This is a genomic window from Rhodococcus sp. C3V (assembly GCF_029269915.1).
Lineage (GTDB): Bacteria > Actinomycetota > Actinomycetes > Mycobacteriales > Mycobacteriaceae > Rhodococcus_F > Rhodococcus_F qingshengii.
The window spans coordinates 23,569-44,164 of sequence record NZ_JARJBE010000023.1; the positions used below are offsets into that span (position 1 = coordinate 23,569).

The window sequence follows — 20,596 nt, forward strand, 5'->3', positions numbered from 1 at the left end:
TCAATCGCCTTGACACATACCGCATCACGGAGGGTATGAAGCTCGCCGCCGCCGAGGCGATCTTCTCGGTCGTCGCAGAGGATCTGGCTGTGGACAGGATCGTTCCCAGCCCGCTCGATCCTCGCGTCGCCTCTGCAGTCGCGCAGGCGATGGCCGCCGCCGCGCGCACAGAGGGTGTCCTTGCCTAGTGCGGTTTCGACTACTATCTCCGGACTGACATCGATCGCTCTCGCTCGTCTTCCGTCTGTCCTCGACGCGACTAGGAATGTCGGCTTTCGGCCCGAGAAGTGAACTGTGTGACTGTCATCAGAAAGGATGAACCGCAGTCATCGGGAGTACTGGAGTCGATACCATCAGTTGATGGTGCGGACACGATGTGAGGCACCCATCGCAGTTCATGCTGTGAACAACATCGCCCCAGCCTGGTCGTGACGAACGTCGAAAAACATGGTTGTTCCTCAGCTCGTACTCCAAGGGAAGTGGTGTCAGTTGGTGGTGAACTGTTCACGCAGGATGTTCTTGCGGATCTTGCCGCTGACAGTTTGGGGCATTTCATCGATGAAGATGACCCTGCGAGGCTGTTTGAAACCGGCGAGTTGCGACTTGCAATTGTTCACGACGTCGTCGGCGGTCAACAGGGTGCCGGGTTTGCGCACGATCACGGCAGTGACGAGCTCGCCCCACTTTTCGTCGGGCGTTCCGATGACAGCCGCTCCGAGGACGTCGGGGTTGGTGTAAATCGCGTTCTCGACTTCGCTGGAGTACACGTTCTCCCCGCCGGAAATGATCATGTCCTTGGCACGATCGACGATGTAGAGGAAACCTTCCTCATCCTGGCGGGCCAGATCGCCAGTGTGGAACCAGCCGCCCTCGAACGTCTGAGCGTTCGCCTCGGGATTGCCGAGGTAGCCCGCGGTCACCTGGTCGCCCTGGACGACGATCTGGCCGACATTGCCGATCGCACAGTCGTTGCCGAGCGGATCGACGACACGGACATCGACCAGTGACATAGGTTTGCCGACTGCATCGAGCAGGTGCTCTTCGCCCTGTGCCGCCCGCACATGCGCTGCCTTGTCGAGTGTGAGCATATTGCCGCCGAGCTCCGTCATGCCCATTCCGGCGTAGACAACCGGACCGAATCGATCGATGGTGTGGCGTAAGACATCTACAGGAATCTTCGATGCGCCGTAACCCATCCACTCCAGGCTGCTGAGGTCGTAGTCGTTGATCTTCGGGTGTGCGAGCAGCATCTGCATCATGGTCGGTGCGAATCCGCCGCTGGTCACGTGGTTCTCCTGCACCAACTGCATCCATCGCTCGGGTTCCCAGCCCGACATCATCAGCACAGTGCCGCCGTGGAACTGGTGGAGCGGGGTGAGGTAGCCGGCGATGTGGCAGAGAGGCATGGCGTTGAGGAAACGGGTGTCCGGCTTCGGCTCGTACTCGATCGCCGACTGGATCAGCGCTGTGTTGAGGTTACGATGGGTCAGTCGAGCGCCCTTGGGTTTGCCCGTCGTTCCGCTGGTGTAGAGAAGCCACGCGTCGTCGTCGTCGCTGATGTTCAGCTGGGGAGCAATTGCCGACGCGGACTGTTGGACGTCTTCATAGGCCGTGAAGCCGGTGGCTTCCTCGCCGATCACGATGATGTGCTCGACGCTCGTGAGTTCGGAGCGATGGTCGGCGATTGCCTCAAGGTATTTAGACTCCACCATCAGCACCCGGGCTGCCGAGTCGTTGAGGATCCAGACCCACTCTTTGGGGTGCAGTCGATAGTTCAGCAGGGTCAGAATCATTCCGGCGGAGGGGACGCCGTAGTAGGCCTCCACGTACTCGAGGTTGTTCTCGGATAGCAACGCAACTCGGTCACCAGGCGCTGCGAGACCACTCAGACCATTGGCCAGGCGGAGAGCGCGCTGGTAGAGCTCGGCGTAGGTGCGAGCGTCGGAACCATCGTCCATCTTGAGAGCGGTCCGGTGGGGAAATCGAGCGGCATTCCGCCGCAGAAGGTCACTGAAAAGCATGTGGGACTCCAGTCGAAACGAGGCCGAGCGAGCGCATATTGCACACAATCTAGCTCGGAGATACTAGCGTCCGCAAGTGAGTGCACAACTGCTCGAATTGTTCGGGCCGACAGCCGAGAGCATTAAGGGGAGCTCGGAAGGGGAGTTCGGACGCGTGACGGGTTGTGGAAGCGCAATGGGTTGCGCTTTGCGCCGGGCTGCCGGAGATGGGTGCATAGTGCCGGTCGAGGGGGCGAGCGGCTTCCTCGGGATGTCTCCACCCAGTTCAGCGTTCGTTTCCAATGATGCTGCATTGCAAACCGTATGGGAATCTGACGAACTCTCGTCGCAACCTGATTACCGCAGAAGGTTCGCCACTCGCAGCGTGGCGCCGACTCTGCCGTCAAGGTGCGGTGGAACGTAGTCGCCGTGCGAGTGTGTCGGTCTCCCCGACGGCGAGTCGACGGCCGCTGCACCTACTGGACTAGCGGTCCGTTCTTGTTGGCGAAGGGGATTGTATTGTATGCAATGTTACCGAAGCCTGGCGTGCAGCCTGGCGGACAGAGCTGCAAGGGAAGGGGATACTCCGTGGATATCGTCGAGGTGAGCCCTCGGGACGGATTGCAGAACGAGGCGGTGCACGTTACGACCGCCGATAAGATTGCGCTCATCGAGCGCGCTATCGCGTCCGGTCTGCGTCGCATCGAAGCGACAAGCTTCGTGCACCCGGCTGCGGTTCCGCAGATGGCCGATGCGGAGGCGGTCATGGCCGGGGTGCCGCGCTGCGCCGACGTCTCCTACAGCGGCCTCGTACTCAACCGTCGCGGGTTCGATCGTGCAGTGATGGCGGGCGTGAACGAGGTCAACTGTGTCGTCGTGGCGTCCGAGACATTCAGTCAGCGCAACCAGCGCATGTCGGTTGCGGACTCGGTTCAGACGGTGCGGGATCTCGTCGACGATGCTCGTACTGCTGGAATCGGGGTGTCGGTCACCATCGCCACTGCATTCGGTTGTCCGTTTGAGGGGGAGATTTCCGAGTCCGCGATCCTCGCCCTAGCCGGGCAGATGGCCGCGCTCGGGGTGGATGAAATTGCGCTTGCCGACACGATCGGCGTTGGAGTGCCCACACAGGTTTCCCGGTTGATCACAGGGACTGCGGCGATCGCGCCCGGAATCCGGCTACGCGCCCACTTTCACAACACTCGAAACACCGGTTACGCGAACGCTGTTGCAGCCATCAACGCGGGGGTCACGGTTCTGGACTCTTCGATCGGTGGGATCGGCGGATGTCCCTTCGCTCCAGATGCCACTGGCAACATCGCGACCGAGGACCTGGTCTATCTTCTCGACCGCAGTGACATCGACTCGGGTGCCCAGCTGCCCGAGTTGATCGATGCGTCAGACTGGCTCAGTGGGGTGCTCGGAGTTCGGGTTCCCGGCCAGCTCGCTCGCGCCGGCAGCTTCCCGAGTTGATGTGCCGAATAACTCGGCCACCTCGTCGCTGTCTGTTGCGGCGAGATGGGCGAGAAGCACGTCGCGGCCTTGGAGGACGTGCTCGTGCATCAGGGCAGATGCCCGCGGCCCGTCGCTGGCCACGATTGCGTCACGGATGAGCTGGTGAAACAGGTGTGACCGCTCGGTTTGGGCGCGATCATATTGACGGAACGCCTGGAAGACCAGCGGGACGTCGGTGGTGCGTTCCAGCAAACGGCTCAGCCGCTCGTGCTTGGCCGCAGACATGATTGCCCGGTGGATATGGCTGTTCGCGGTGTCGACGGCGCGAACCCGATCGACCAAGTCCGCCGTCGTGGCTGTCAGGGCGCGAGCGAAAGCGTCGATCCCTGCGTCGAGCAACCCCAGTGTGTCGAGATCGATGCGGTCGGCCGCCAGTTCGGCGGCGTATGCCTCGAGCCGGGCGCGAAGTCCGTACAAGTCCGATACATCTGCAATAGACAGGGTTCGCACGATGGCTCCCCGGTTCGGTTCGCTGAGCACGAGACCCTCGGCCTCGAGTCGTCGAAGCGCCTCGCGGACAGGTGTGCGGGACAGGGAGAACTGTTCGGCGATCCGTTGTTCGATCAGACGCTGACCGGGTCTGTAACGCCCTTCTACGATCGCTTGGCGGATCTGAGAGTAGGCGGCCTGCCCCGGTGCCTGCGGTGTGGTTGTCACGGTGCCTCTTCGTCGTATATGGAGTCGAATCACGGCCAGCCTATCGCGACAGCCCTGGCATTTTTTGTATGCAGTAACAGCGTTACATGCGTGGAAATGCCCTTGATTGAACTAAATTGTGTACGATTGTTGCATGGCTACATCTATTGGTCCGCTCAGCGGTCTACGCGTACTCGAACTGGGGAGTTTCATCGCCGGCCCCTTCGCGGGGCAGCTGCTGGGCGATTACGGGGCCGAGGTCCTCAAGGTCGAGGCGCCCGGTTCCGGCGATTCGATGCGACGGTGGGGTGTCACGGTCAACGGCGAAAGCCTGTGGTGGCCCTCCATCGCGCGGAACAAGAAGTCGGTTGCGATCGACCTGCGTCAGCCCGAGGGGCGGGAGCTGATTCGTAAGCTGGTCGCCGAAGCCGATATCGTGCTCGAGAACTTCAGGCCCGGCGCGCTCGCAAAGTGGGAACTGGACTATTCGGCTCTCTCTGCAATCAACCCGAAGATCATCCTCGTCCATGTCTCGGGGTTCGGTCAGAACGGGCCGCGCGCGACGGATGCCGGTTTCGGTAGTGTCGGGGAGGCGATGGGCGGCATACGGCATACGACGGGCAATCCTGGACTTCCTTCCACCCGCGTGGGTATCAGTCTTGGGGATTCTCTGGCGGCTCTCTTCGCGGTGATCGGAACACTGGCCGCGGTTCACGAGCGTTCCGCCAGTGGTCGCGGCCAAGAGGTGGATGTCGCGATCTACGAGGCGGTGGCGGCCCTGATGGAATCTACGATGGCCGACCACGAAATCGCCGGAGTTACCCGCGGCCGTACCGGATCGGTGCTACCCCGAGTTGCTCCGTCGAACGTATACCCCACGTCTGACGGAGCCGACGTGATCATTGCAGCCAATGCCGACACCGTCTTCCGCAGGCTCTGTGGCGCGATGGGCCAGCCTGAGCTCGCCGATGACCCGAGGTTCGCCGAACACGGCCCGCGTGGCGACAACATTGCCGAGGTCGATGCCATCATCGGTTCCTGGACAACTACGCTGAGTTCCGATGTGCTGTTGAAGGTTATGGAGGACAACGGCGTTCCGGCCGGGCGGATCTACACCGCCCCGGACATGCTCGCTGACTCGCACTATGCCGCGCGGGATATGGTGATTCGCCTGGTCAACCAGTTCGGTGTGGCAGTCCCGGCCGCCGGCGTCGTGCCGAAGTTCTCCCGGTCGAAACCGGCGACTCCTGTGCCAGGGCCGGCTCTCGGCGAGCACACCCGTGAAGTGCTCGCCACACTGGTGGGTGTGGACGACAGCCGATGGGCCGACTTGAGGTCTGCCGGTACCGCAGCTCAGGCGACCCGCTGACATCCATTCCCGATCGGCGCTGTTATCGGCGTAGCTGACTGATTCATGCGGCGGCTCCCGGGAACCCGAATTGCAGTGGGCCTCACACGGACCGTGTGGGGCCCACCGTTGTGTCCGCCGGGGTGGGTGATGCGCTCTGTCGGCCGGATTCCGATGGATCCCTTTGAATGTCAGCACGTTTGTGCTCACGAATTGCATCGATCGAGCGGTTTGGGAGAGTGATCGGACGGGGAGGTACGGGCTCGGCAGGTTGACACGAGGCGTGTTGACCGTCACACTTTGGGCAATAATGACATGACTGTCACGTCATTACTTTTGGACTTCACATTGCTGTGCATATGCGGAGACGGCTTCCCAACTCGCACCCCTCACTGTCAGATCGAATCTTGTCCTGTTCAGACCGAAACGAAGGAGCGCTTGAATGTTGTTCCTCGACGTCGCCGAGTACGTCACCGGCGAGACCCTCGGACGAGACTTCCGCGACCGCACCTCCTGGTCGTCGGTCTGATCCTGATCTTTTTGCATCGGCGACGGTACGGCGTCGCCCCAACTCAGTTCTGCCCGAGATGCGGTACGGACTGCTTCCGGACCCAACACACACCACACCTCAATCAACGGAGCGACCATGAAACGCACTCTCGCCGTGGGCCTGACAGCCCTGTGTGCCACTGCTGTCCTGACGGCCTGTTCCGGCCGCGAGACCAACGCCGCCATGGGCGACTGCGACCCCGGTATCTCCGACACTGAGATCCGGTTCGGCACCAGCCTCATGCAGTCGGTCGCTGGGCCCCAGGCGACCGCTGCATCCGCGCTGTTCGACGAGATCAATGCTTCTGGCGGAGTTGCCATGGGCGACGGCAAGACTCGTACGATCTCCTACACTGCGATGGACGATGGATACGATCCTGCCCGCACCGTCAGCAACGTCCGCTCGCTGGTGGAGCAGGAGCAGGTGTTCGCGATCCAGAACTTGGTCGGTACCGCCTCGACCCTCGCGGTCGTGGACTACCTGACGCAGAAGAACGTCCCGCTCGTGTTTCCGATGACTGGCACCGATGAACTGCTTGCCACGATTGACAAACGACCCGTCGTGGCCGGTGCGGTGAATCCTCAGACCGGGTGGGAGGTTTCTGAGCGTGCCAAGCAAGTCCTTCGCGATCACCCGCAGGCAAAGATTGCGGTGCTCTACCCGAACGACAGCCTCGGAAACGGTAGCCTCGACGCGCTGAAGTCCGCCCTGGCGGGCAGCGGAACACAGATCGTGGCCCAGCAGTCCTACGAGCAGATGACGCCTTCGGTGGACTCTCAGGTGGTGAACCTCGCGAACTCCGGCGCCGACGTGTTCGTGAACTTCGCGACCGCCAGTTTCGTCACACAGTCCCTCAAGAAGGCACACGAACTGAACTGGAAGCCCGACACCTATATCTACTCCGGCGCGACCGACACGAATTTCGTGCTCGCCCCGGCGGGGCTCGACGCGGCCGAGGGTGTTCACTCCTTCTACTGGATCTACGACGTCAGCAGCAAGGACCACGACGCCAAGCCAGGTGTGCAGAAGTGGCGCGCCTTCGCCGAACGGAACTCGGGCAAGTTCAAGACCACGGACACTATCGCCGCCACCGGCTACAACACAGCTCAGCTTCTGGTCACCGCGCTCGAAGAGATGAATGGCTGCACCCGTTCAGATCTGATTGACGCGGTCCAGAACCTGCATGGTGTGACAACGGACCTGTCCATCGAGGGCGTCACCTTCGACACCGCATCCGACTACCCCTACTCGATCACCTCGATGGCGCCGATGACGTTCCACGGCGGAAGCTGGCACTACGACGCTGTGGTCACACGCAGCACCGGGAAGTGACGGCGGTGCAGGACGCGAGGGAGGTCGGCAGCGCCGCCGGCGAGGTGCCCGCGCTGCGGGTGGAGGACGTCACGCTCCGTTTCGGTGGCGTCGTCGCGCTGAACGGGCCATCCTTCACGATCGCGCCTGGGCAGATCGTCGGTCTGATCGGACCGAACGGTGCGGGTAAAACGACGATGTTCAACTGCATCAGCAGGCTGTACCAGCCTGACTCGGGTCGGATCACCTTCGGGGATAACGATCTCTTGGCCCTGTCGGCAGATGCGATTGCCGACGTCGGGATCGCGCGGACCTTCCAGAACATCGGACTGTTCCCGACGATGACGGTAGTCGAGAATGTTCTCACCGGAGCCTACTCACGTACCCGGTCAGGATTCCTCGGCAGTGCCCTGGGCCTGCCCCTCACACGCCGCGAGGAACATCGGGAGCGAAAGGAGGCATGGGCCCTGCTCGAGTCGATGAACCTCGCCCAAGTCGGAAGAGAACCAGCGGGCACACTGCCCTACGGCACCTTGAAGCGGATCGAACTGGCTCGCGCCCTGATGCAGCGCCCTCGCCTGTTGATGCTCGACGAACCGGCGAACGGTCTGATCCACGAAGAGGTCCTCGAACTCGCCGACACCATCCGGCGACTCCGCGACGAGCGAGGATTCTCGGTGCTGCTCGTCGAACACCACATGGCGATGGTGATGTCGATCTCGGATCGGGTTGTCGTCCTGAACTTCGGGCAGAAGGTCACCGAGGGCATTCCGGCCGAGGTCGCCGTCCATCCGGAGGTCGTCGAGGCATATCTGGGAGGTGCGGCATGAATTTACTGACAGTCGAGGGGCTGCATGCTCGTTACGGCAGCGCGGAAGTGTTGCACGGCATCGAGTTCGAGGTACCCGTGGACGCGGTGACGGTGATCCTCGGGGCGAACGGCGCCGGCAAGACCACGATTCTCCGGTCCATCTGCGGGATGGTGCGTACCAGCGGACGGGTCTCGTTCGACGGCCGCGACATCACCGGAATGGGCACCGACCGGATCGCACGTCTCGGCGTAGCGCACGTCCCGCAGGGACGGGGCACGTTCGGCGACTTGACAGTGGAGGAGAACCTGCGAATCGGGGGATACGCGACGACGGCCGCTGTCACCGAGCGGGCGATCGAGCAGTGGTACAACTTCTTTCCCCGCTTGCGTGAACGTCGCCGCCAGTTGGCGGCGGGGCTCAGCGGCGGGGAGCAGCAGATGCTCGCGATCGCTCGGGCCCTCGTCGCGAGGCCGCGGTTGTTGCTCCTCGACGAGCCGTCCCTGGGTCTCGCGCCGCGCATCACCCAGGAGGTATTCGCCGCGCTCGGCCGCATCAAGCAGGAAACCGGGACCACGATTCTCGTCGTCGAACAGAACGCGCACCTGGCCCTCGAGATCGGGACGTCCGCGGTGCTCGTCGACTCGGGCCGCGTCGTGGCCCAGCGTCCCGCCGCCGACTTCGCGCAAGACGAGTCGGTGCGACGCGCCTACCTCGGATACTGAGCACAGGAGTTAGGTCATGCAGGTATTTCTTCAACAATTGGTGGACGGGCTCACTTGGGGTGCCCTGTACGGCGCATTCGCGTTGAGCATCGTCCTGGTCTATCGGGCGTCCGGGATCGTGAACTTCGCGCAGGGCGAGATGGCTATGTTCTCGGCGTTCTTCGCGTGGCAATTCCATCAATGGGGTGCGCCGCTGTACCTCGCTATCCTCGGAGCGATGGCGGTGGCGTTCGTCGGTGGCGCGGTGACTGAGCGGGTTCTGGTCCGGCCGTTGGCATCTTCTCCGAATCACATGCCGTTGGTCATCATCACGCTGGGCCTGATGCTCGTGCTCAACAGCGCCGCCGGGTGGATCTGGGGGGTGCAGAGCAAGCAGTTCCCGACAGCGGTCTCCGGGGCCGTGATCATGCTCGGCCCGATAGTGATCTCCCGACAGTCGCTCGTGATTCTGGCCGCGGTCATGGTTGTGGCGGTAGCGCTGTTCTGGTTGTTCCAGCGGACCAAGGTCGGTCTCGCGATGCGGGCGGCAGCCGGCAACCCGGACTCGGCACAGTTAATCGGTATCCCGGTCGGTCGGATGCTGACGATCGGGTGGGGATTGGCTGCGGCCATCGGCGCTCTCGCGGCTTCGCTGGCTGCTCCGCAACTGCTACTCCAGCCGAACATGCTGGTCGCTTCATTGATCTACGCGTTCGCCGCGGCTGTGCTCGGTGGGCTGGACAGCCCGGTCGGGGCACTCGTTGGCGGCCTGATCGTCGGTGTCGCGGAAAACCTTGCAGGCACATACATCTCGTGGATCGGCCACGACTTCAAACAGTCGGTGGCGTTGATTTTGATCCTCGGTGTTCTTCTGCTCAAGCCCGAGGGTCTGTTCGGTGCACGAAAGGTGGCGCGGGTATGAGAATCCTGGAACTGCTACGTCAACCTCGCGCCGAGCTCGACGCGCCGCGCTGGCTGTCCCGTACGTTAGTCGCGACTGCGCTGCTCGTGGCTGCGGTGGCGCCGTTGATTTCGGCGCCGTACGTCAACTTCGACAGGTCGATGGTGCTCGTGTACGTCGTGGTCGGGCTGGGGCTGAACCTGTTGACCGGCAATACCGGTCAGATTTCACTGGGCCACGGCTTTTTTTTCGCGGTTGGGGCCTACCTGAGTGCAGTCCTGATCGAGAACCATGGTGTGCCGTATCCGCTTCTGCTGCCGATCGCTTTCGTACTCTGCTACATCGTGGGATACCTATTCGGATTACCCGCGTTGCGCCTGCACGGACTCCAGTTGGCGCTCGCCACATTGGGTCTCGCGCTGGTGACGCCTGCGGTGATCAAGCGGTTCGAACATGTCACCGACGGGCAGGCCGGAATCAACGTCACCGGCGCGCAGGCGCCGGCGTTCACCGGGCTCGAACGCGACCAGTGGGTGTACTACCTGTGCCTGGCGGTCGCCGCGGTTTCATACTTCGTGGTGCGCCGACTGTCGACAGGTCGAATCGGACGGTCGCTCATCGCAATCCGGGACTACGAGGCCGTCGCGACCACCCTCGGTGTCCCGGCTACTCGGACGAAGACGACGGTGTTCGCGCTCAGCGCGGCGCTCGCCGGGCTCGGCGGTGTGCTCTACAGCCTCGTGGTCCAGTACGTGGGCCCGGAGGCGTTCGGACTTCCGTTGGCCATCGCGTTCATCACGCTGATTGTCGTCGGCGGACTCGGCACTGTTCCTGGTGTCGTCTTCGGCGCGTTCTTCGTGGTGTACGTGCCCCAGTGGACGGCCGACATCAACCAGTCAGCGGCCGGCATGACTTACGGTGCCACGTTGATTTTGTTCATCTTCGTGCTCCCGTACGGACTGATCAGCCTCGTCCGGTGGGCGCTAGGTCCGGTCGTCGCCCAAATCCCGGGCCGAGGCACTGCACGCCGGAAGGCGTCCTCGGTGGACCAGGATTCCCAGGAACTGGTAGTCACGCCCTGACCGGTGGCAAGCCAGAAGGGGCAGCCCAGTACACGAACGAAGAAGGTCTCCTGTCTGTGATGTCACGACAGGAGACCTTCTTCGTATTCTGCGACCGTTTACCGCGCGTCGTCGCTCTCATACCAACGGCCAGGGCCGGTCGATCACAAGCCTGGGTCGGCGGTTCCCGTCTTGAGCGACGGTGCGCCTGCGAGCAGTGGGCCGAGATCGATGATAGCGCCCTCGCCGGCGCGGAACTTGCGGTAATCCGCGTCGTGCTTGGCGGATTCCCAGGTTTCGACAAATCGCCACGTGGTGGGATTCTTGCTGTCGACTACTGTCTTCACAGAAATGCAACCGGGGAATGATCGCGTTTCCTCGAGCACTCGCGCCATTACCGCACGTGCGGCTTCGAGGGAGTCCGGCTTGAATGAAAGTTCTAGGATGGCAATAAGTTCCATGGTCAGTCCCTACCTATAGATGTCCTCGATGAAGATTAGTTGGTCATTCTCCGGCAAGGTCGGCAGAAAGGTCGGCGACTACGACGCCCTCGGGTATCCGGACTTCCTCGATGAGTTCGGGGCGATCGTCGAATTCGAGTTTCAGGGCTCGGCAGATGGTGGCGTGCATGTCGTACATGCAGGTGATGTACGTCAGTTCCATGATCTGCTTGTCGGACAGGTGCGCCTCAAGGACGGCGAAGACCTCGTCGGGTACGCGCCCGCCATCGTAGACGAGTCCGTCGGTGTAGGCGAGAACGGCGCGTTCGATGTCGCTGAACAGGTCGCTGACCTGCCAGTGTGGGAGTGCGGCAATCTTCTCTTCGGTCATGCCCAGGGAACGCATCTGCTTACAGTGCTGGGAGAAGACGAATTGGCTGCCGCGAGCGTACCCGGCGCGTGCCTGGCCGAGTTCACGCAGAAGGGGATCGAGGTCTGCGTTGCGATACAGCGCGAATCCTTTGACGGCATGACGGAAAACGTCGGAGGACTGGGCGAATACGGTCCACCAGTCACCGGGGGTGGCGTGGATAGTGCCGTGATCGACGGCGGGATCCTTGTCGGGGCCGAACAGACGGTCGTAGAAGAAGAGAATCTTCTCGTCCGATACCTCGGAGCGGGGGATTTCGCGAAGACGTGGCATGCAGATTCCTTTCGGATTTTCAAGAAGCTCGGGACGTCAGGACGCGCTGGGAACGGTCCGGTCTGCTGCGGTCTTCGGCGTGTGTGCGACGTCGGACTCGGTGAACTTCTTTGTCCAGCAAGCAAATTCGAGAAGTACGCCATCGGGGTCCTGGAAGTAGAAGGACCGGACGAAGGTGCCCTCATGGATCTCTCGTGAAGCGCCCTCCGGACTGTCGTCGTGGTTGAGAGTAATGCTCAGCGGTATACCGTCGGCTTTGAGTAGCTTGCGGTACTCGTCGAACTTCTCCGGCGGGACGGCAAAGGCAACGTGATTCATCGAGCCGACAGCGCTGACAAGTTCGTCCCGGTCAGGCAGTCCGGCCGGGGCGGAGATTCCGGGAACTGCGTCGGGAGCATCCGCCAGCCAGAAGAACGCCAGCGTGTCTCCGTTTCCACAATCGAAGAAGAAATGCTGTCCGAGGTTACCGGGAAGATCGAGCGTCTTGACGAGCGGCATACCCAGGGTTCCCGAGTAGAAGTCGACGGTGCGCTGCATATCCGAGCACACAAGTGCGAGGTGATTGATTCCGCGGAATTCGAACTTCGGATTGGCGTTCATTGCGATCCTTTCGGGGGGAATGGCATGGCGCGAAACGTGTCAATAATATGACTTGACAGTCATGTCATGTTCTTGGATAGTTTGTCCATACGCAAGTCGTCTGTCAACACCAACTCCTTGCGGGCGGGGTGAGAGACCGCAGCTTGTGCGCTGTAACTGCCTTGAGGAGAAGCATTTTCGCATGAAAGACTTCGCAGATCGGTTTTTCGCCGCCGTCTCCGGTGGTGATGAAGCGACGCTCACCGAACTGTATTCGCCGGACGCACGTATCTGGCATAACGACGACGGACAGGAGCAGACGGTCGCGGAGAATCTTCGCACCCTACGCTGGCTCTCCCGAACCCTCGAGAACTTCCGCTACGAAGAAATCCGGCGCTATAGGCTGCCCGACGGATTTGCTCAACAGCACGTCGTGCGTGGCACCCTCCCTGGACACGGACCGCTCGAGATTCCGGCCAGCCTGTTCGTCCGCGTAGAGAATGGGCGGATCTCTCGGATCGACGAGTACGTCGACTCGGCCGCAAACCGGCCCCTGCAACTTGCTGCTGATACAAGGAGGCACTCATGATCGTTAACCAACCCGAAGACGACATCGCCGAATTGGCTACTCGGTTACGCGCATTCATCGACGACGAGGTGATTCCGGTAGAGTCCGTCCTTGCGAAAGAGGACGAGGTTGCACACAATATGCTTGGTCACCTGCGCTCGCGCGCAAAGGAACTAGGCTTATGGGCGCTCGGGCACCCGGCAGACGTCGGCGGTAGGGGTGTACCCTTCCTCGGCTTCGTGTTCCTCAACGAGGTCATCGGTCGTTCCGAATTTGGCCAGCTGGCAGTCGGTTCGGTATCGATGCAAGACACTCTGATGCTGCACAAGCACGGAACCGAGGAACAGAAGCAGCGGTGGATCCCGCCGATCGTCGCGGGCGAGTTCCTGCCGTCGGTCGGCTTGACCGAACCGGACACGGCAGGCTCCGATCCCACGCTGATCGAGACGTGCGCTGAACTCGACGACGACACGTGGGTCATCAACGGGCACAAGTGGTTCACCAGCGGGGTGGCAGATGCGGGGTATTGCTCGGTATTCGCTCGAACCGAGCCGGATTCGACGCCGCGGCATTCCCGGATCAGCGCGATCATCGTGCCGACCGACACGCCAGGATTCGAGATCGTCCGCTCGATACCGACCATGGGGCACGATCCCAGCGATCACTACGAGATTCGTCTCACTGATGTCCGCGTTCCGTCGGCCAACCTCCTCGGCGAACGGGGTAAGGGCTTTGTCGTCGCTCAGGACCGACTGGGCCCCGGCAGGATCTTCCACTGCATGCGCTGGCTCGGCCAGGCGCAGCGTGCATTCGAATTGATGTGTGAGCGCGCGAACACCCGTTACGTACACGGGTCGCTGCTCGCAGAGAAGGGCGAGATTCACCGGTACATCGCGGAATCCGCAGCGCAGATCCACGCAGCCCGCCTGATGACCCTCGATGCGGCCCGTGTGATGGATACCGGCGAGGAAGCTCGCATCCAGATTGGCTTGGTGAAGTTCTGGGGTGCCCGGATGCTGCACGACGTCGTCGATCGCGCGATCCAGGTGCATGGCGCACTCGGACTGACCTCCGACACACCGCTCGAACGGATGTACCGGCAAGCACGTTACGCGCGCGTCTACGACGGGCCGGACGAGGTGCACCGCATGTCGACCGCACGTCGACTGCTGCGCGATCCAGGCGCAGCGCCATGGCTGTGACTCATGCCGCCAGCAGCCTCAGCGACGGAATTCGCGTCGCACTGAGTGACTCCTTCGGCGACGAGATCACTGTCGGGGATCCCCGACAGTTGACCGGCGGTGCGAGCCGTCAGATCTGGGCGGTCGACGTTCGGGGCGTAGATGGTCAATCGCAGGACGTTGTGCTGCGCCGGGACCCGCCCGGGCACGGCGACGCCGACCGGATGCGGGCAGAGGTGGCATGCCTACGAGCGGCCGCCGCCGCAGGTGTTCCGGTTCCTACTGTCCTCGCATCGGGGGACGCGGCACCGGGCATAGATGCCCCGTATCTGGTGATGGACATGGTTGTCGGTGAGTCGATCCCGCGTAAATTGCAGCGGGATTCCGAGTTCGACGAGGTGCGGATGCATCTCGCCGACGACATGGGTAACGTTCTCGGACAGATCCACCGTGCAGACACCAGCACCCTCGGAATGCTCGACGCCGGCGACCCGCTGGACGCGACCGAGGCCGTGTACCGGGATTTGGAACAACCTCGTCCAGCGGTTGAGGTCGGACTGCGCTGGCTTCGGGAGAATAGGCCTGCCAGACGCCCGAATGCTCTGGTGCACGGAGACTTTCGACTCGGCAACGTGCTTGTCGACGGCGCCGGAATCTGCGGAGTGCTGGACTGGGAACTCGCCCATCTGGGTGATCCGATCGAAGACCTCGGCTGGCTCTGCGTGCGTGCATGGCGATTCGGTGCGCAGGCGCCGGTGGCCGGGATCGGTACCCGGGAACAGCTACTCGACGGCTATGAACGTGCCACGGGCATCCGGCCGTCGGAAGCCGAACTGCACTGGTGGGAGGTCTATGGCACGCTGCGGTGGTTGGTGCTGAGTCAGTTCCAATCGCAACGGCACCTCGGTGGCGCTGAGAACTCGATCGAGCTGGCCGCGATCGGACGGCGAGTGTGTGAGTCCGAGTACGACCTGCTTCTTATGCTCGGCTTGCTCGACGTCGTCGATCCGCCACCGGACGTGACGGCGCCGTCGCTGCACGACCGCCCGAGTTTGTCGGAGATCCTCGAGCTTGTCACCGGCGCTCTTCTCGACGATGTCGCCCCAGTGCTCGACGGGGCGCACGACCGGGAACGATACGCGCTGCGAATCTGTGTCAACCTGCTCGGCACAGCAAGAAGGGAGCTCCGCGCCGGAGACTGCTCGGCCGAGTTGGCGGACCTACTCACGGCCCTCGAATGTCAGTCCGAGGCCGATCTCGCCGATCGAATTCGGGCGGGGACACATTCGTACGCAGACGCCGCCGTCCGCCGAGCGATCTCTACCGCGGTGCTCGCCCGGCTACGCGTGGCGAACCCCCGTCACTTGTCCCTCCTCCCATCACGGAACTGATTCAGAATCATCCTCAGCCCCTTCGGCGAGACGCGTCTACGATGGAGGGGCTGAAACGCTATGCCCGAAATTGGAAACATGAATTGACGGTCATGTCATTTTGTTGGATAGTCGCGGGAGTGATCAAGTCATCTGCCAACACACCCTCTGCGGCGCCGTCCGTCGCCACTCTGACTGCGCGGGGTCGAAAGACTCGGGACGGTTTGCTCGATGCGGCGCGAAAGATCTTTGAGGAGGTCGGCTTTCTTGGTACCCGCGTCGAGCAGATCGCGCAAGAAGCGGGGGTCTCTTACGGGACGTTCTACCGGTACTTCGACTCCAAGGAAGACGTGTTCGAGGAGTTGAGCACGCGACTGTTCGACGATGTGCACCGGCGCGAACCGCTAGACACCGACCTGTCGCCAGCCGAGCGGCTGGTCGCCTCGAACCGTTCGTACTACCAGGCGTATCGGCGCAATGCGAAGTTGATGGCCATCGTCGAGCAGGTCGCGACGTTCAACGACGAGTTCCGCGCACTACGCCATGAGCACCGCCGACAACTGATCGATCGGACGGCTCGTGCAATCGCCCGCTGGCAGGAGCAGAGCGATGTTCGCGCGTCGCTCGATCCGGTCATGGCTGCCCGTGCCATGGCTGCGATGGTCGACCACAGCCTATATCTGTGGCTTGTCCAGGGTGACGATGCGGACGAGGAGAGCTTGCTCGACACGCTGGACCAGATGTGTATCGGTGCCCTCGGCCTCGACGCCGATGACACCGGTTCCACTCACGCGTAATGATTTCGGCGCGAGCAGGATTCGATCTCGGGGGCACCGCCTTCCCGCCCGCCTACAACCTGTGTTTCACCAGTTTGCCAGTTTCGGTGCGGGGAAGTGCGTCGACGAACCTGACCTCGCGTGGGCACATGTAGCGATCGATCCGGCCACGGTCGAACCCGACGATGCCTTGGGCCAGATCGTCGGACGGTGAAATGCCCGGCATCAACTGCACGACGGCCTGCACCGACTGCTCCATCTCGGCGTAGGGGACGCCAACCACCGCGACGTCCCAGATCACGGGGTGCTCGCCGAGACGGCTCTCGATCTGCTGCGGGTAGGTGTTGACCACCCGATATGCTCCCTGAAGGTCGCCCGATCAGTGAGGAATTAGGTACCTTTCCTCGTCGAGATAACCAATATCGCCCGCCCTCGTCCACGTCGAATAGTCGGAATGGCGGGAGGCGGCGGTCTTCTCGGATCGTTGAGGTACTCGAAGCTCCAGTTGTCGCGCTCGAAGAAGAGCAACCCTACGTCCCCGGGCCCAACTTGGGGCCGTCGTCCCGGCGATGTCGATCCGGGTGGGTCCGTTGTTCTCCGAGCAGCTGTAGTACGCGTAGAGCAGCTCGCTCCACCAGTGGAGCATCGCCCCGTTGACCTCGACCAGACCAGGGCGCAGCAGCCGTGGACGGCGACCCGAGCGATCTCACATCGCGCCGGCCCTGCTCCTCCTCGTGCTATTTGAGCATTCCGGTGCGTGGGTGGGCACCTACTGCGAGTAGCGCTCGATCGACGTGAGCGCGTCGCGGGCATAGGGAACACGTCGGCAACTCCGCGGATGGGTCGACGGCGTGGATGGTGCCCGTGTTCGACGGCGGAGTCCTTGCACACCAGGCGAGCTAAACGGTTGCGCCGGCGAGTTCGGAGAGCTCTTGTCACCGGAATTCGGCGGCGATATCGCGGCCGATGATTTCCTTCATAATCTCACTGGTGCCGCCGTAGATGGTCTGGATCCTGGAGTCGACGTAGGCGCGGCCGATCGGGTACTCCATCATGTAGCCGTATCCGCCGTGCAACTGCACGCATCGATCGACAACGCGCTTCTGGAGTTCGGTCGCCCACCACTTGCTCATCGAGGCGTCGACGTCAGTGAGCTCTCCCACGTTCAGCGCGAGAACCGCACGGTCGATGTGCGATTCGGTGACCTCGATCTCCGTGCGCATTTCCGCGAGGGTGAATCGGGTGTTCTGCAGATTACCGATCGGTCCTCCGAAAGCCTTTCGCTCGAACACGTAGTTCTTTGTCCACTCGAAGGCCGCGCGGGCCAACGCGATGGCAGACACGGCGATGGAAATCCGCTCGAGTGGCAGGTTCTCCATCAGATGACGGAACCCGCCACTCTCGGTTCCGAGCAAGTTCTCGGCCGGAATACGTACGTCTTCGAAAACCAGTTCTGAGGTGTCTTGTGAGGCGAGCCCAACTTTGTGGAGCTTGCGACCGCGGCTGAAGCCTGGGGTGTCGCGCTCGACCACGAGCAGCGAGAAGCCTTTGCTTCCCGCGCCAGGGTCGGTGCGGCACACCACGATCACCAGATCGGAGTGAATACCGTTTGTGATGAACGTCTTCTGGCCGTTGATCACCCACTCCTCGCCGTCCCGCACGGCTGTGGTCTTGATGCCCTGCAGGTCCGAGCCTGCGCCGGGTTCGGTCATCGCGATTGCGCCGATCACCTCACCGTCGGCCATCTTCGACAGCCAACGGGCCTTCTGCTGCGCGGAGCCCAGGTGCAAGATGTAGGGGATGGCGATGTCGTCGTGCACGCTCAATCCGGAACCGAACGAAGTAGTGCCGGTGCGGGCGATTTCTTCGAAAACGACCTGCCGGAACCGGTAGTCAGTGACGCCGGCACCGCCGCATTCGCCGGGTACGGCGAGTCCGAGAATGCCGGACCTGCCTGCAGCGAGCCATGCGGATCGGTCGATAAGTCGGTCTTTCTCCCACTGCGGGTAGTGGGGTTCGATCTCGCGGGCTAGGAACTCCCGGACGGTCGCGCGGTAGTCCTCGTGGTCGGCTTTGAAGTGCTTGCGTTGCATCTATTTTCTCTACTTTGGGATCGAATGGTCGCGCGGGACGGGTGCAGAGGGGCACACGACCCGCGCATGGCGTCGTCGGTACAGCGGTTCGTACCTGATCTTCCCTCCAGGACGATCAGCGCGGTGTCATGCGAATTGCGCCGTCGAGGCGGATTATCTCGCCGTTCAGCATCGGGTTGGAGACGATGTGTGCGGCGAGCTACGGCTCTGAACGAGTTATTCGTCCCTCCGCGACGCGGTGCAACAGCTTCAAGTACGGCTCAGGCACTCCAGCATCGGTGTGGCGATTATCCTGCCGAACAAGGGTTCTCAGGGCCCGAGGTTGGTGACGGAGTGGCCGATCAGAGGCGCATGGTCGCAGGCGTAGGCCTAGAGCCTAACGGGCCCACCCGAGTGCTCCGGCCTCTTGTTGGAGAGCGTGACTCCGAGTCGCTATGTATGTAGTGCAATGCCGGATTCAGCGTTCGATGACGACTTTGCCGACCGTTCGTCTGTGAGCCAGATCTTCGAGCGCTTGGGGTGCTTCTGCGAACTGTCGCACGTCGACCATCGGATCGATTCTGCTGTCGGCTAGGAGGGCGAGCAAGTCGTCCAAGGTTTGCTTCACTAGGTGCGGTGCGTGTTGCGTGTATGGACCCCAGTGAAGTCCCACTAGGCTGATATTCCGCAGGAGAATCCGGTTGGCGGCGATCTTGGGGATCTCTCCACCGGCGAAGCCAGCGACCACGACGCGGCCTTCCCACGCAGTGCATCGAATGCTTTTGCTCAAGACCTCGCCGCCCACCGGGTCGAGGACGACGTCAACTCCACGGCCGTGCGTTTCGTCCATCACCCGTTCTGTGAAGTCCTCGGTGGAGTAGTCGATCGCGACGTCAGCGCCGACGCCAGGAAGTAGCGCGGTCTTTTCCTTCCCGCCAGCCGTCGCGATTACACGCGCGCCCGCAGCCTTTCCCAGTTGGATCGCTGCCGATCCCACACCACCAGCACCGGCATGTACGAGTAATGTTTCGCCCGGTCGGAGCGCAGCTCGTCGGTGCAAGCCGAAGTGTGCCGTCTGGTAAGTCCCGAACAGGCAGGACGCCTTCGTGAGTAATAGCGAGTCGCCTATCGGGAACACGTGCTCAGCTGGGATGAGAATCTGATCGGCAAGTCCGCCGGCGGGAAGCTGCGGGATCACGATCACCTTTTGCCCACTACTGAGGCCAACGACATTCGGGCCCACATCAGCGACAGTGCCTGCTGCCTCTAGTCCTGGGGTAAACGGGATATCTGGCTTCTGTTGATAGGCACCCCGACACAGCAACACATCGGGAAAATTGAGGGAACACGCCCCCATATCCACCACGACCTCTCCCGGCCCCGGGCTGGGGATTGCCCGTGTCCGAAGCATGAGAACGTCGATCGGCTCCCCAAGTGTGTCCACCGTCCATATGCGACTCATCGTTCATCTCCTCCTGTCGGGTGGTTGGCATAGCTATTGGCTCGCCAGCCAGTTGTAAAGATTTCAGTCGATAGGCCTTGCATCTCATCTCGCTCGACGGCAACAACGGTGTCGGCATCCCAACGCAGCTCCCCGTCGACGGAATCGGGTTCACCGAACACCGACCTCAGACGCTCGGACACATAGCCCAGATCCGCCAGCTCCGACGCAGTGTAAAAATCCTTGCTCATTACTTCCTCCGAATCACCGATCGACCGTGCACATCATCGTGCCGCAACACCGCGCCGGACGGGCCTCACGGACGCCTGAAGTGGCCGGGAGTCGGGTGTGTGACCGGTGTAGGTCGAATCCGGGCAGGTGTGGTTCTCTGACGCTGACAGATGCACTGCGCCGGAAGGCGAGAGGACTCCAGGAGCGGCGATGTTGGCGATGAAAACAATCTGCGAGAGGTGCCGCACCTGCCTCGACAACGCCTCCGCCGCAACAATATGCAGCTACGAATGCACCTTCTGCGTCGACTGCTCAGCGGCGATGGACAACGAGTGCCCGAACTGCGGCGGCGAGTTGACCGCGCGTCCTCGTCGCATCGCGGGGGCCCGAGTGATTCGTC

Annotated in this window: 21 protein-coding genes and 2 pseudogenes; 13 read left to right on the top strand and 10 right to left on the bottom strand. The window is 62.2% G+C overall.

The window, feature by feature from the left end; genetic code table 11:
- Nucleotides 1-20: 20 nt before the first annotated feature.
- Nucleotides 21-188 (top strand): annotated as a pseudogene (locus P3G66_RS30400) (NAD-dependent malic enzyme); the annotation flags it as partial.
- 297 nt (nucleotides 189-485) lie between these two features.
- Here P3G66_RS30400 and P3G66_RS30405 read toward each other — a convergent pair.
- Nucleotides 486-2,021: a long-chain fatty acid--CoA ligase gene (locus P3G66_RS30405; RefSeq protein ID WP_276117682.1), complete on the bottom strand. Its 1,536-nt coding sequence runs from the start codon at nucleotides 2,019-2,021 to the stop codon at nucleotides 486-488.
- 567 nt (nucleotides 2,022-2,588) lie between these two features.
- On the opposite strand from P3G66_RS30405, the gene P3G66_RS30410 reads away from it, so the two are divergent.
- The gene (locus P3G66_RS30410) at nucleotides 2,589-3,473 is read left to right on the top strand and encodes a hydroxymethylglutaryl-CoA lyase (RefSeq protein ID WP_276117683.1); all 885 of its coding nucleotides are present in this window, start codon (nucleotides 2,589-2,591) and stop codon (nucleotides 3,471-3,473) included.
- On the opposite strand, the gene P3G66_RS30415 is transcribed toward P3G66_RS30410, so the two are convergent.
- Nucleotides 3,399-4,172 carry a GntR family transcriptional regulator gene (locus P3G66_RS30415; protein WP_276117684.1) on the bottom strand — a complete coding sequence of 258 codons (774 nt, stop codon included), beginning with the start codon at nucleotides 4,170-4,172 and terminating at the stop codon, nucleotides 3,399-3,401. The two genes, P3G66_RS30410 and P3G66_RS30415, sit on opposite strands and share 75 nt — an antisense overlap.
- Nucleotides 4,173-4,305: 133 nt before the next feature.
- Here P3G66_RS30415 and P3G66_RS30420 point away from each other — a divergent pair, with 133 nt between their 5' ends.
- The 6 genes from P3G66_RS30420 to P3G66_RS30445 all read left to right on the top strand — a co-directional run bounded on the left by P3G66_RS30420 (nucleotide 4,306) and on the right by P3G66_RS30445 (nucleotide 10,856).
- Nucleotides 4,306-5,520: a CaiB/BaiF CoA-transferase family protein gene (locus P3G66_RS30420; protein WP_276117685.1), complete on the top strand. Its 1,215-nt coding sequence runs from the start codon at nucleotides 4,306-4,308 to the stop codon at nucleotides 5,518-5,520.
- A gap of 625 nt (nucleotides 5,521-6,145) precedes the next feature.
- Nucleotides 6,146-7,381 carry an ABC transporter substrate-binding protein gene (locus tag P3G66_RS30425; RefSeq protein WP_276117686.1) on the top strand — a complete coding sequence of 412 codons (1,236 nt, stop codon included), beginning with the start codon at nucleotides 6,146-6,148 and terminating at the stop codon, nucleotides 7,379-7,381.
- Nucleotides 7,382-7,386: 5 nt separating this feature from the next.
- Nucleotides 7,387-8,190 carry an ABC transporter ATP-binding protein gene (locus tag P3G66_RS30430; protein ID WP_276117687.1) on the top strand — a complete coding sequence of 268 codons (804 nt, stop codon included), beginning with the start codon at nucleotides 7,387-7,389 and terminating at the stop codon, nucleotides 8,188-8,190.
- Complete coding sequence (locus P3G66_RS30435; protein ID WP_276117688.1) at nucleotides 8,187-8,894, top strand: ABC transporter ATP-binding protein; 708 nt, start codon at nucleotides 8,187-8,189, stop codon at nucleotides 8,892-8,894. Before P3G66_RS30430 ends, P3G66_RS30435 begins: the two co-directional genes overlap by 4 nt.
- A gap of 16 nt (nucleotides 8,895-8,910) precedes the next feature.
- On the top strand, nucleotides 8,911-9,795 hold the full coding sequence (locus P3G66_RS30440) for a branched-chain amino acid ABC transporter permease (RefSeq protein ID WP_276117689.1): 885 nt from the start codon (nucleotides 8,911-8,913) through the stop codon (nucleotides 9,793-9,795).
- Complete coding sequence (locus P3G66_RS30445; RefSeq protein ID WP_276117690.1) at nucleotides 9,792-10,856, top strand: branched-chain amino acid ABC transporter permease; 1,065 nt, start codon at nucleotides 9,792-9,794, stop codon at nucleotides 10,854-10,856. The genes P3G66_RS30440 and P3G66_RS30445 overlap by 4 nt, the downstream gene beginning before the upstream one ends.
- A gap of 143 nt (nucleotides 10,857-10,999) precedes the next feature.
- Here the strand turns inward: P3G66_RS30445 and P3G66_RS30450 are convergent, their stop codons facing one another.
- The 3 genes from P3G66_RS30450 to P3G66_RS30460 are packed head-to-tail and all read right to left on the bottom strand — an operon-like array spanning nucleotide 11,000 to nucleotide 12,578.
- A complete protein-coding gene (locus tag P3G66_RS30450; protein WP_276117691.1) occupies nucleotides 11,000-11,296 on the bottom strand; it encodes an antibiotic biosynthesis monooxygenase in 297 nt (98 codons plus the stop codon).
- 43 nt (nucleotides 11,297-11,339) lie between these two features.
- The gene (locus P3G66_RS30455) at nucleotides 11,340-11,978 is read right to left on the bottom strand and encodes a carboxymuconolactone decarboxylase family protein (RefSeq protein WP_276117692.1); all 639 of its coding nucleotides are present in this window, start codon (nucleotides 11,976-11,978) and stop codon (nucleotides 11,340-11,342) included.
- Between the two features lie 36 nt (nucleotides 11,979-12,014).
- Nucleotides 12,015-12,578, bottom strand: a complete 564-nt coding sequence (locus P3G66_RS30460) for a VOC family protein (RefSeq protein WP_276117693.1) — start codon at nucleotides 12,576-12,578, stop codon at nucleotides 12,015-12,017.
- A gap of 181 nt (nucleotides 12,579-12,759) precedes the next feature.
- Between P3G66_RS30460 and P3G66_RS30465 the strand changes: the two genes are divergently transcribed.
- From P3G66_RS30465 to P3G66_RS30480, 4 genes are all read left to right on the top strand, one after another.
- A complete protein-coding gene (locus tag P3G66_RS30465; protein WP_276117694.1) occupies nucleotides 12,760-13,146 on the top strand; it encodes a nuclear transport factor 2 family protein in 387 nt (128 codons plus the stop codon).
- Nucleotides 13,143-14,327, top strand: coding sequence for an acyl-CoA dehydrogenase family protein (locus tag P3G66_RS30470; protein ID WP_276117695.1), 1,185 nt, complete (start codon nucleotides 13,143-13,145; stop codon nucleotides 14,325-14,327). The genes P3G66_RS30465 and P3G66_RS30470 overlap by 4 nt, the downstream gene beginning before the upstream one ends.
- The gene (locus P3G66_RS30475; RefSeq protein WP_276117696.1) at nucleotides 14,318-15,697 is read left to right on the top strand and encodes a phosphotransferase family protein; all 1,380 of its coding nucleotides are present in this window, start codon (nucleotides 14,318-14,320) and stop codon (nucleotides 15,695-15,697) included. The genes P3G66_RS30470 and P3G66_RS30475 overlap by 10 nt, the downstream gene beginning before the upstream one ends.
- A gap of 119 nt (nucleotides 15,698-15,816) precedes the next feature.
- A complete protein-coding gene (locus P3G66_RS30480; protein WP_276117697.1) occupies nucleotides 15,817-16,473 on the top strand; it encodes a TetR/AcrR family transcriptional regulator in 657 nt (218 codons plus the stop codon).
- Nucleotides 16,474-16,525: 52 nt separating this feature from the next.
- Here the strand turns inward: P3G66_RS30480 and P3G66_RS30485 are convergent, their stop codons facing one another.
- From P3G66_RS30485 to P3G66_RS30505, 5 genes and pseudogenes are all read right to left on the bottom strand, one after another.
- On the bottom strand, nucleotides 16,526-16,804 hold the full coding sequence (locus P3G66_RS30485; protein WP_276117698.1) for a hypothetical protein: 279 nt from the start codon (nucleotides 16,802-16,804) through the stop codon (nucleotides 16,526-16,528).
- A gap of 583 nt (nucleotides 16,805-17,387) precedes the next feature.
- Complete coding sequence (locus P3G66_RS30490; RefSeq protein ID WP_276117699.1) at nucleotides 17,388-18,545, bottom strand: acyl-CoA dehydrogenase family protein; 1,158 nt, start codon at nucleotides 18,543-18,545, stop codon at nucleotides 17,388-17,390.
- Between the two features lie 115 nt (nucleotides 18,546-18,660).
- Nucleotides 18,661-18,744 (bottom strand): annotated as a pseudogene (locus P3G66_RS30495) (3-hydroxyacyl-CoA dehydrogenase); the annotation flags it as partial.
- Between the two features lie 258 nt (nucleotides 18,745-19,002).
- The gene (locus P3G66_RS30500; RefSeq protein WP_276117700.1) at nucleotides 19,003-19,986 is read right to left on the bottom strand and encodes an NADPH:quinone oxidoreductase family protein; all 984 of its coding nucleotides are present in this window, start codon (nucleotides 19,984-19,986) and stop codon (nucleotides 19,003-19,005) included.
- Entirely contained in the window at nucleotides 19,983-20,216 is a 234-nt protein-coding gene (locus P3G66_RS30505; protein WP_276117701.1) for a hypothetical protein, read from the bottom strand. Before P3G66_RS30505 ends, P3G66_RS30500 begins: the two co-directional genes overlap by 4 nt.
- A 199-nt stretch (nucleotides 20,217-20,415) precedes the next feature.
- Between P3G66_RS30505 and P3G66_RS30510 the strand changes: the two genes are divergently transcribed.
- The coding region (locus P3G66_RS30510) for a DUF1272 domain-containing protein (RefSeq protein ID WP_276117703.1) at nucleotides 20,416-20,596 on the top strand (181 nt) is incomplete at its 3' end.

Bases quoted from the DNA above. Each gene is read 5' to 3' on its own strand.
- P3G66_RS30405 (WP_276117682.1), bottom strand. From the start codon at position 2,021: ATGCTTTTCAGTGACCTTCTGCGGCGGAATGCCGCTCGATTTCCCCAC.
- P3G66_RS30420 (WP_276117685.1), top strand. From the start codon at position 4,306: ATGGCTACATCTATTGGTCCGCTCAGCGGTCTACGCGTACTCGAACTG.
- P3G66_RS30425 (WP_276117686.1), top strand. From the start codon at position 6,146: ATGAAACGCACTCTCGCCGTGGGCCTGACAGCCCTGTGTGCCACTGCT.
- P3G66_RS30435 (WP_276117688.1), top strand. From the start codon at position 8,187: ATGAATTTACTGACAGTCGAGGGGCTGCATGCTCGTTACGGCAGCGCG.
- P3G66_RS30440 (WP_276117689.1), top strand. From the start codon at position 8,911: ATGCAGGTATTTCTTCAACAATTGGTGGACGGGCTCACTTGGGGTGCC.
- P3G66_RS30445 (WP_276117690.1), top strand. From the start codon at position 9,792: ATGAGAATCCTGGAACTGCTACGTCAACCTCGCGCCGAGCTCGACGCG.
- P3G66_RS30450 (WP_276117691.1), bottom strand. From the start codon at position 11,296: ATGGAACTTATTGCCATCCTAGAACTTTCATTCAAGCCGGACTCCCTC.
- P3G66_RS30455 (WP_276117692.1), bottom strand. From the start codon at position 11,978: ATGCCACGTCTTCGCGAAATCCCCCGCTCCGAGGTATCGGACGAGAAG.
- P3G66_RS30460 (WP_276117693.1), bottom strand. From the start codon at position 12,578: ATGAACGCCAATCCGAAGTTCGAATTCCGCGGAATCAATCACCTCGCA.
- P3G66_RS30465 (WP_276117694.1), top strand. From the start codon at position 12,760: ATGAAAGACTTCGCAGATCGGTTTTTCGCCGCCGTCTCCGGTGGTGAT.
- P3G66_RS30470 (WP_276117695.1), top strand. From the start codon at position 13,143: ATGATCGTTAACCAACCCGAAGACGACATCGCCGAATTGGCTACTCGG.
- P3G66_RS30475 (WP_276117696.1), top strand. From the start codon at position 14,318: ATGGCTGTGACTCATGCCGCCAGCAGCCTCAGCGACGGAATTCGCGTC.
- P3G66_RS30490 (WP_276117699.1), bottom strand. From the start codon at position 18,545: ATGCAACGCAAGCACTTCAAAGCCGACCACGAGGACTACCGCGCGACC.
- P3G66_RS30500 (WP_276117700.1), bottom strand. From the start codon at position 19,986: ATGAGTCGCATATGGACGGTGGACACACTTGGGGAGCCGATCGACGTT.
- P3G66_RS30505 (WP_276117701.1), bottom strand. From the start codon at position 20,216: ATGAGCAAGGATTTTTACACTGCGTCGGAGCTGGCGGATCTGGGCTAT.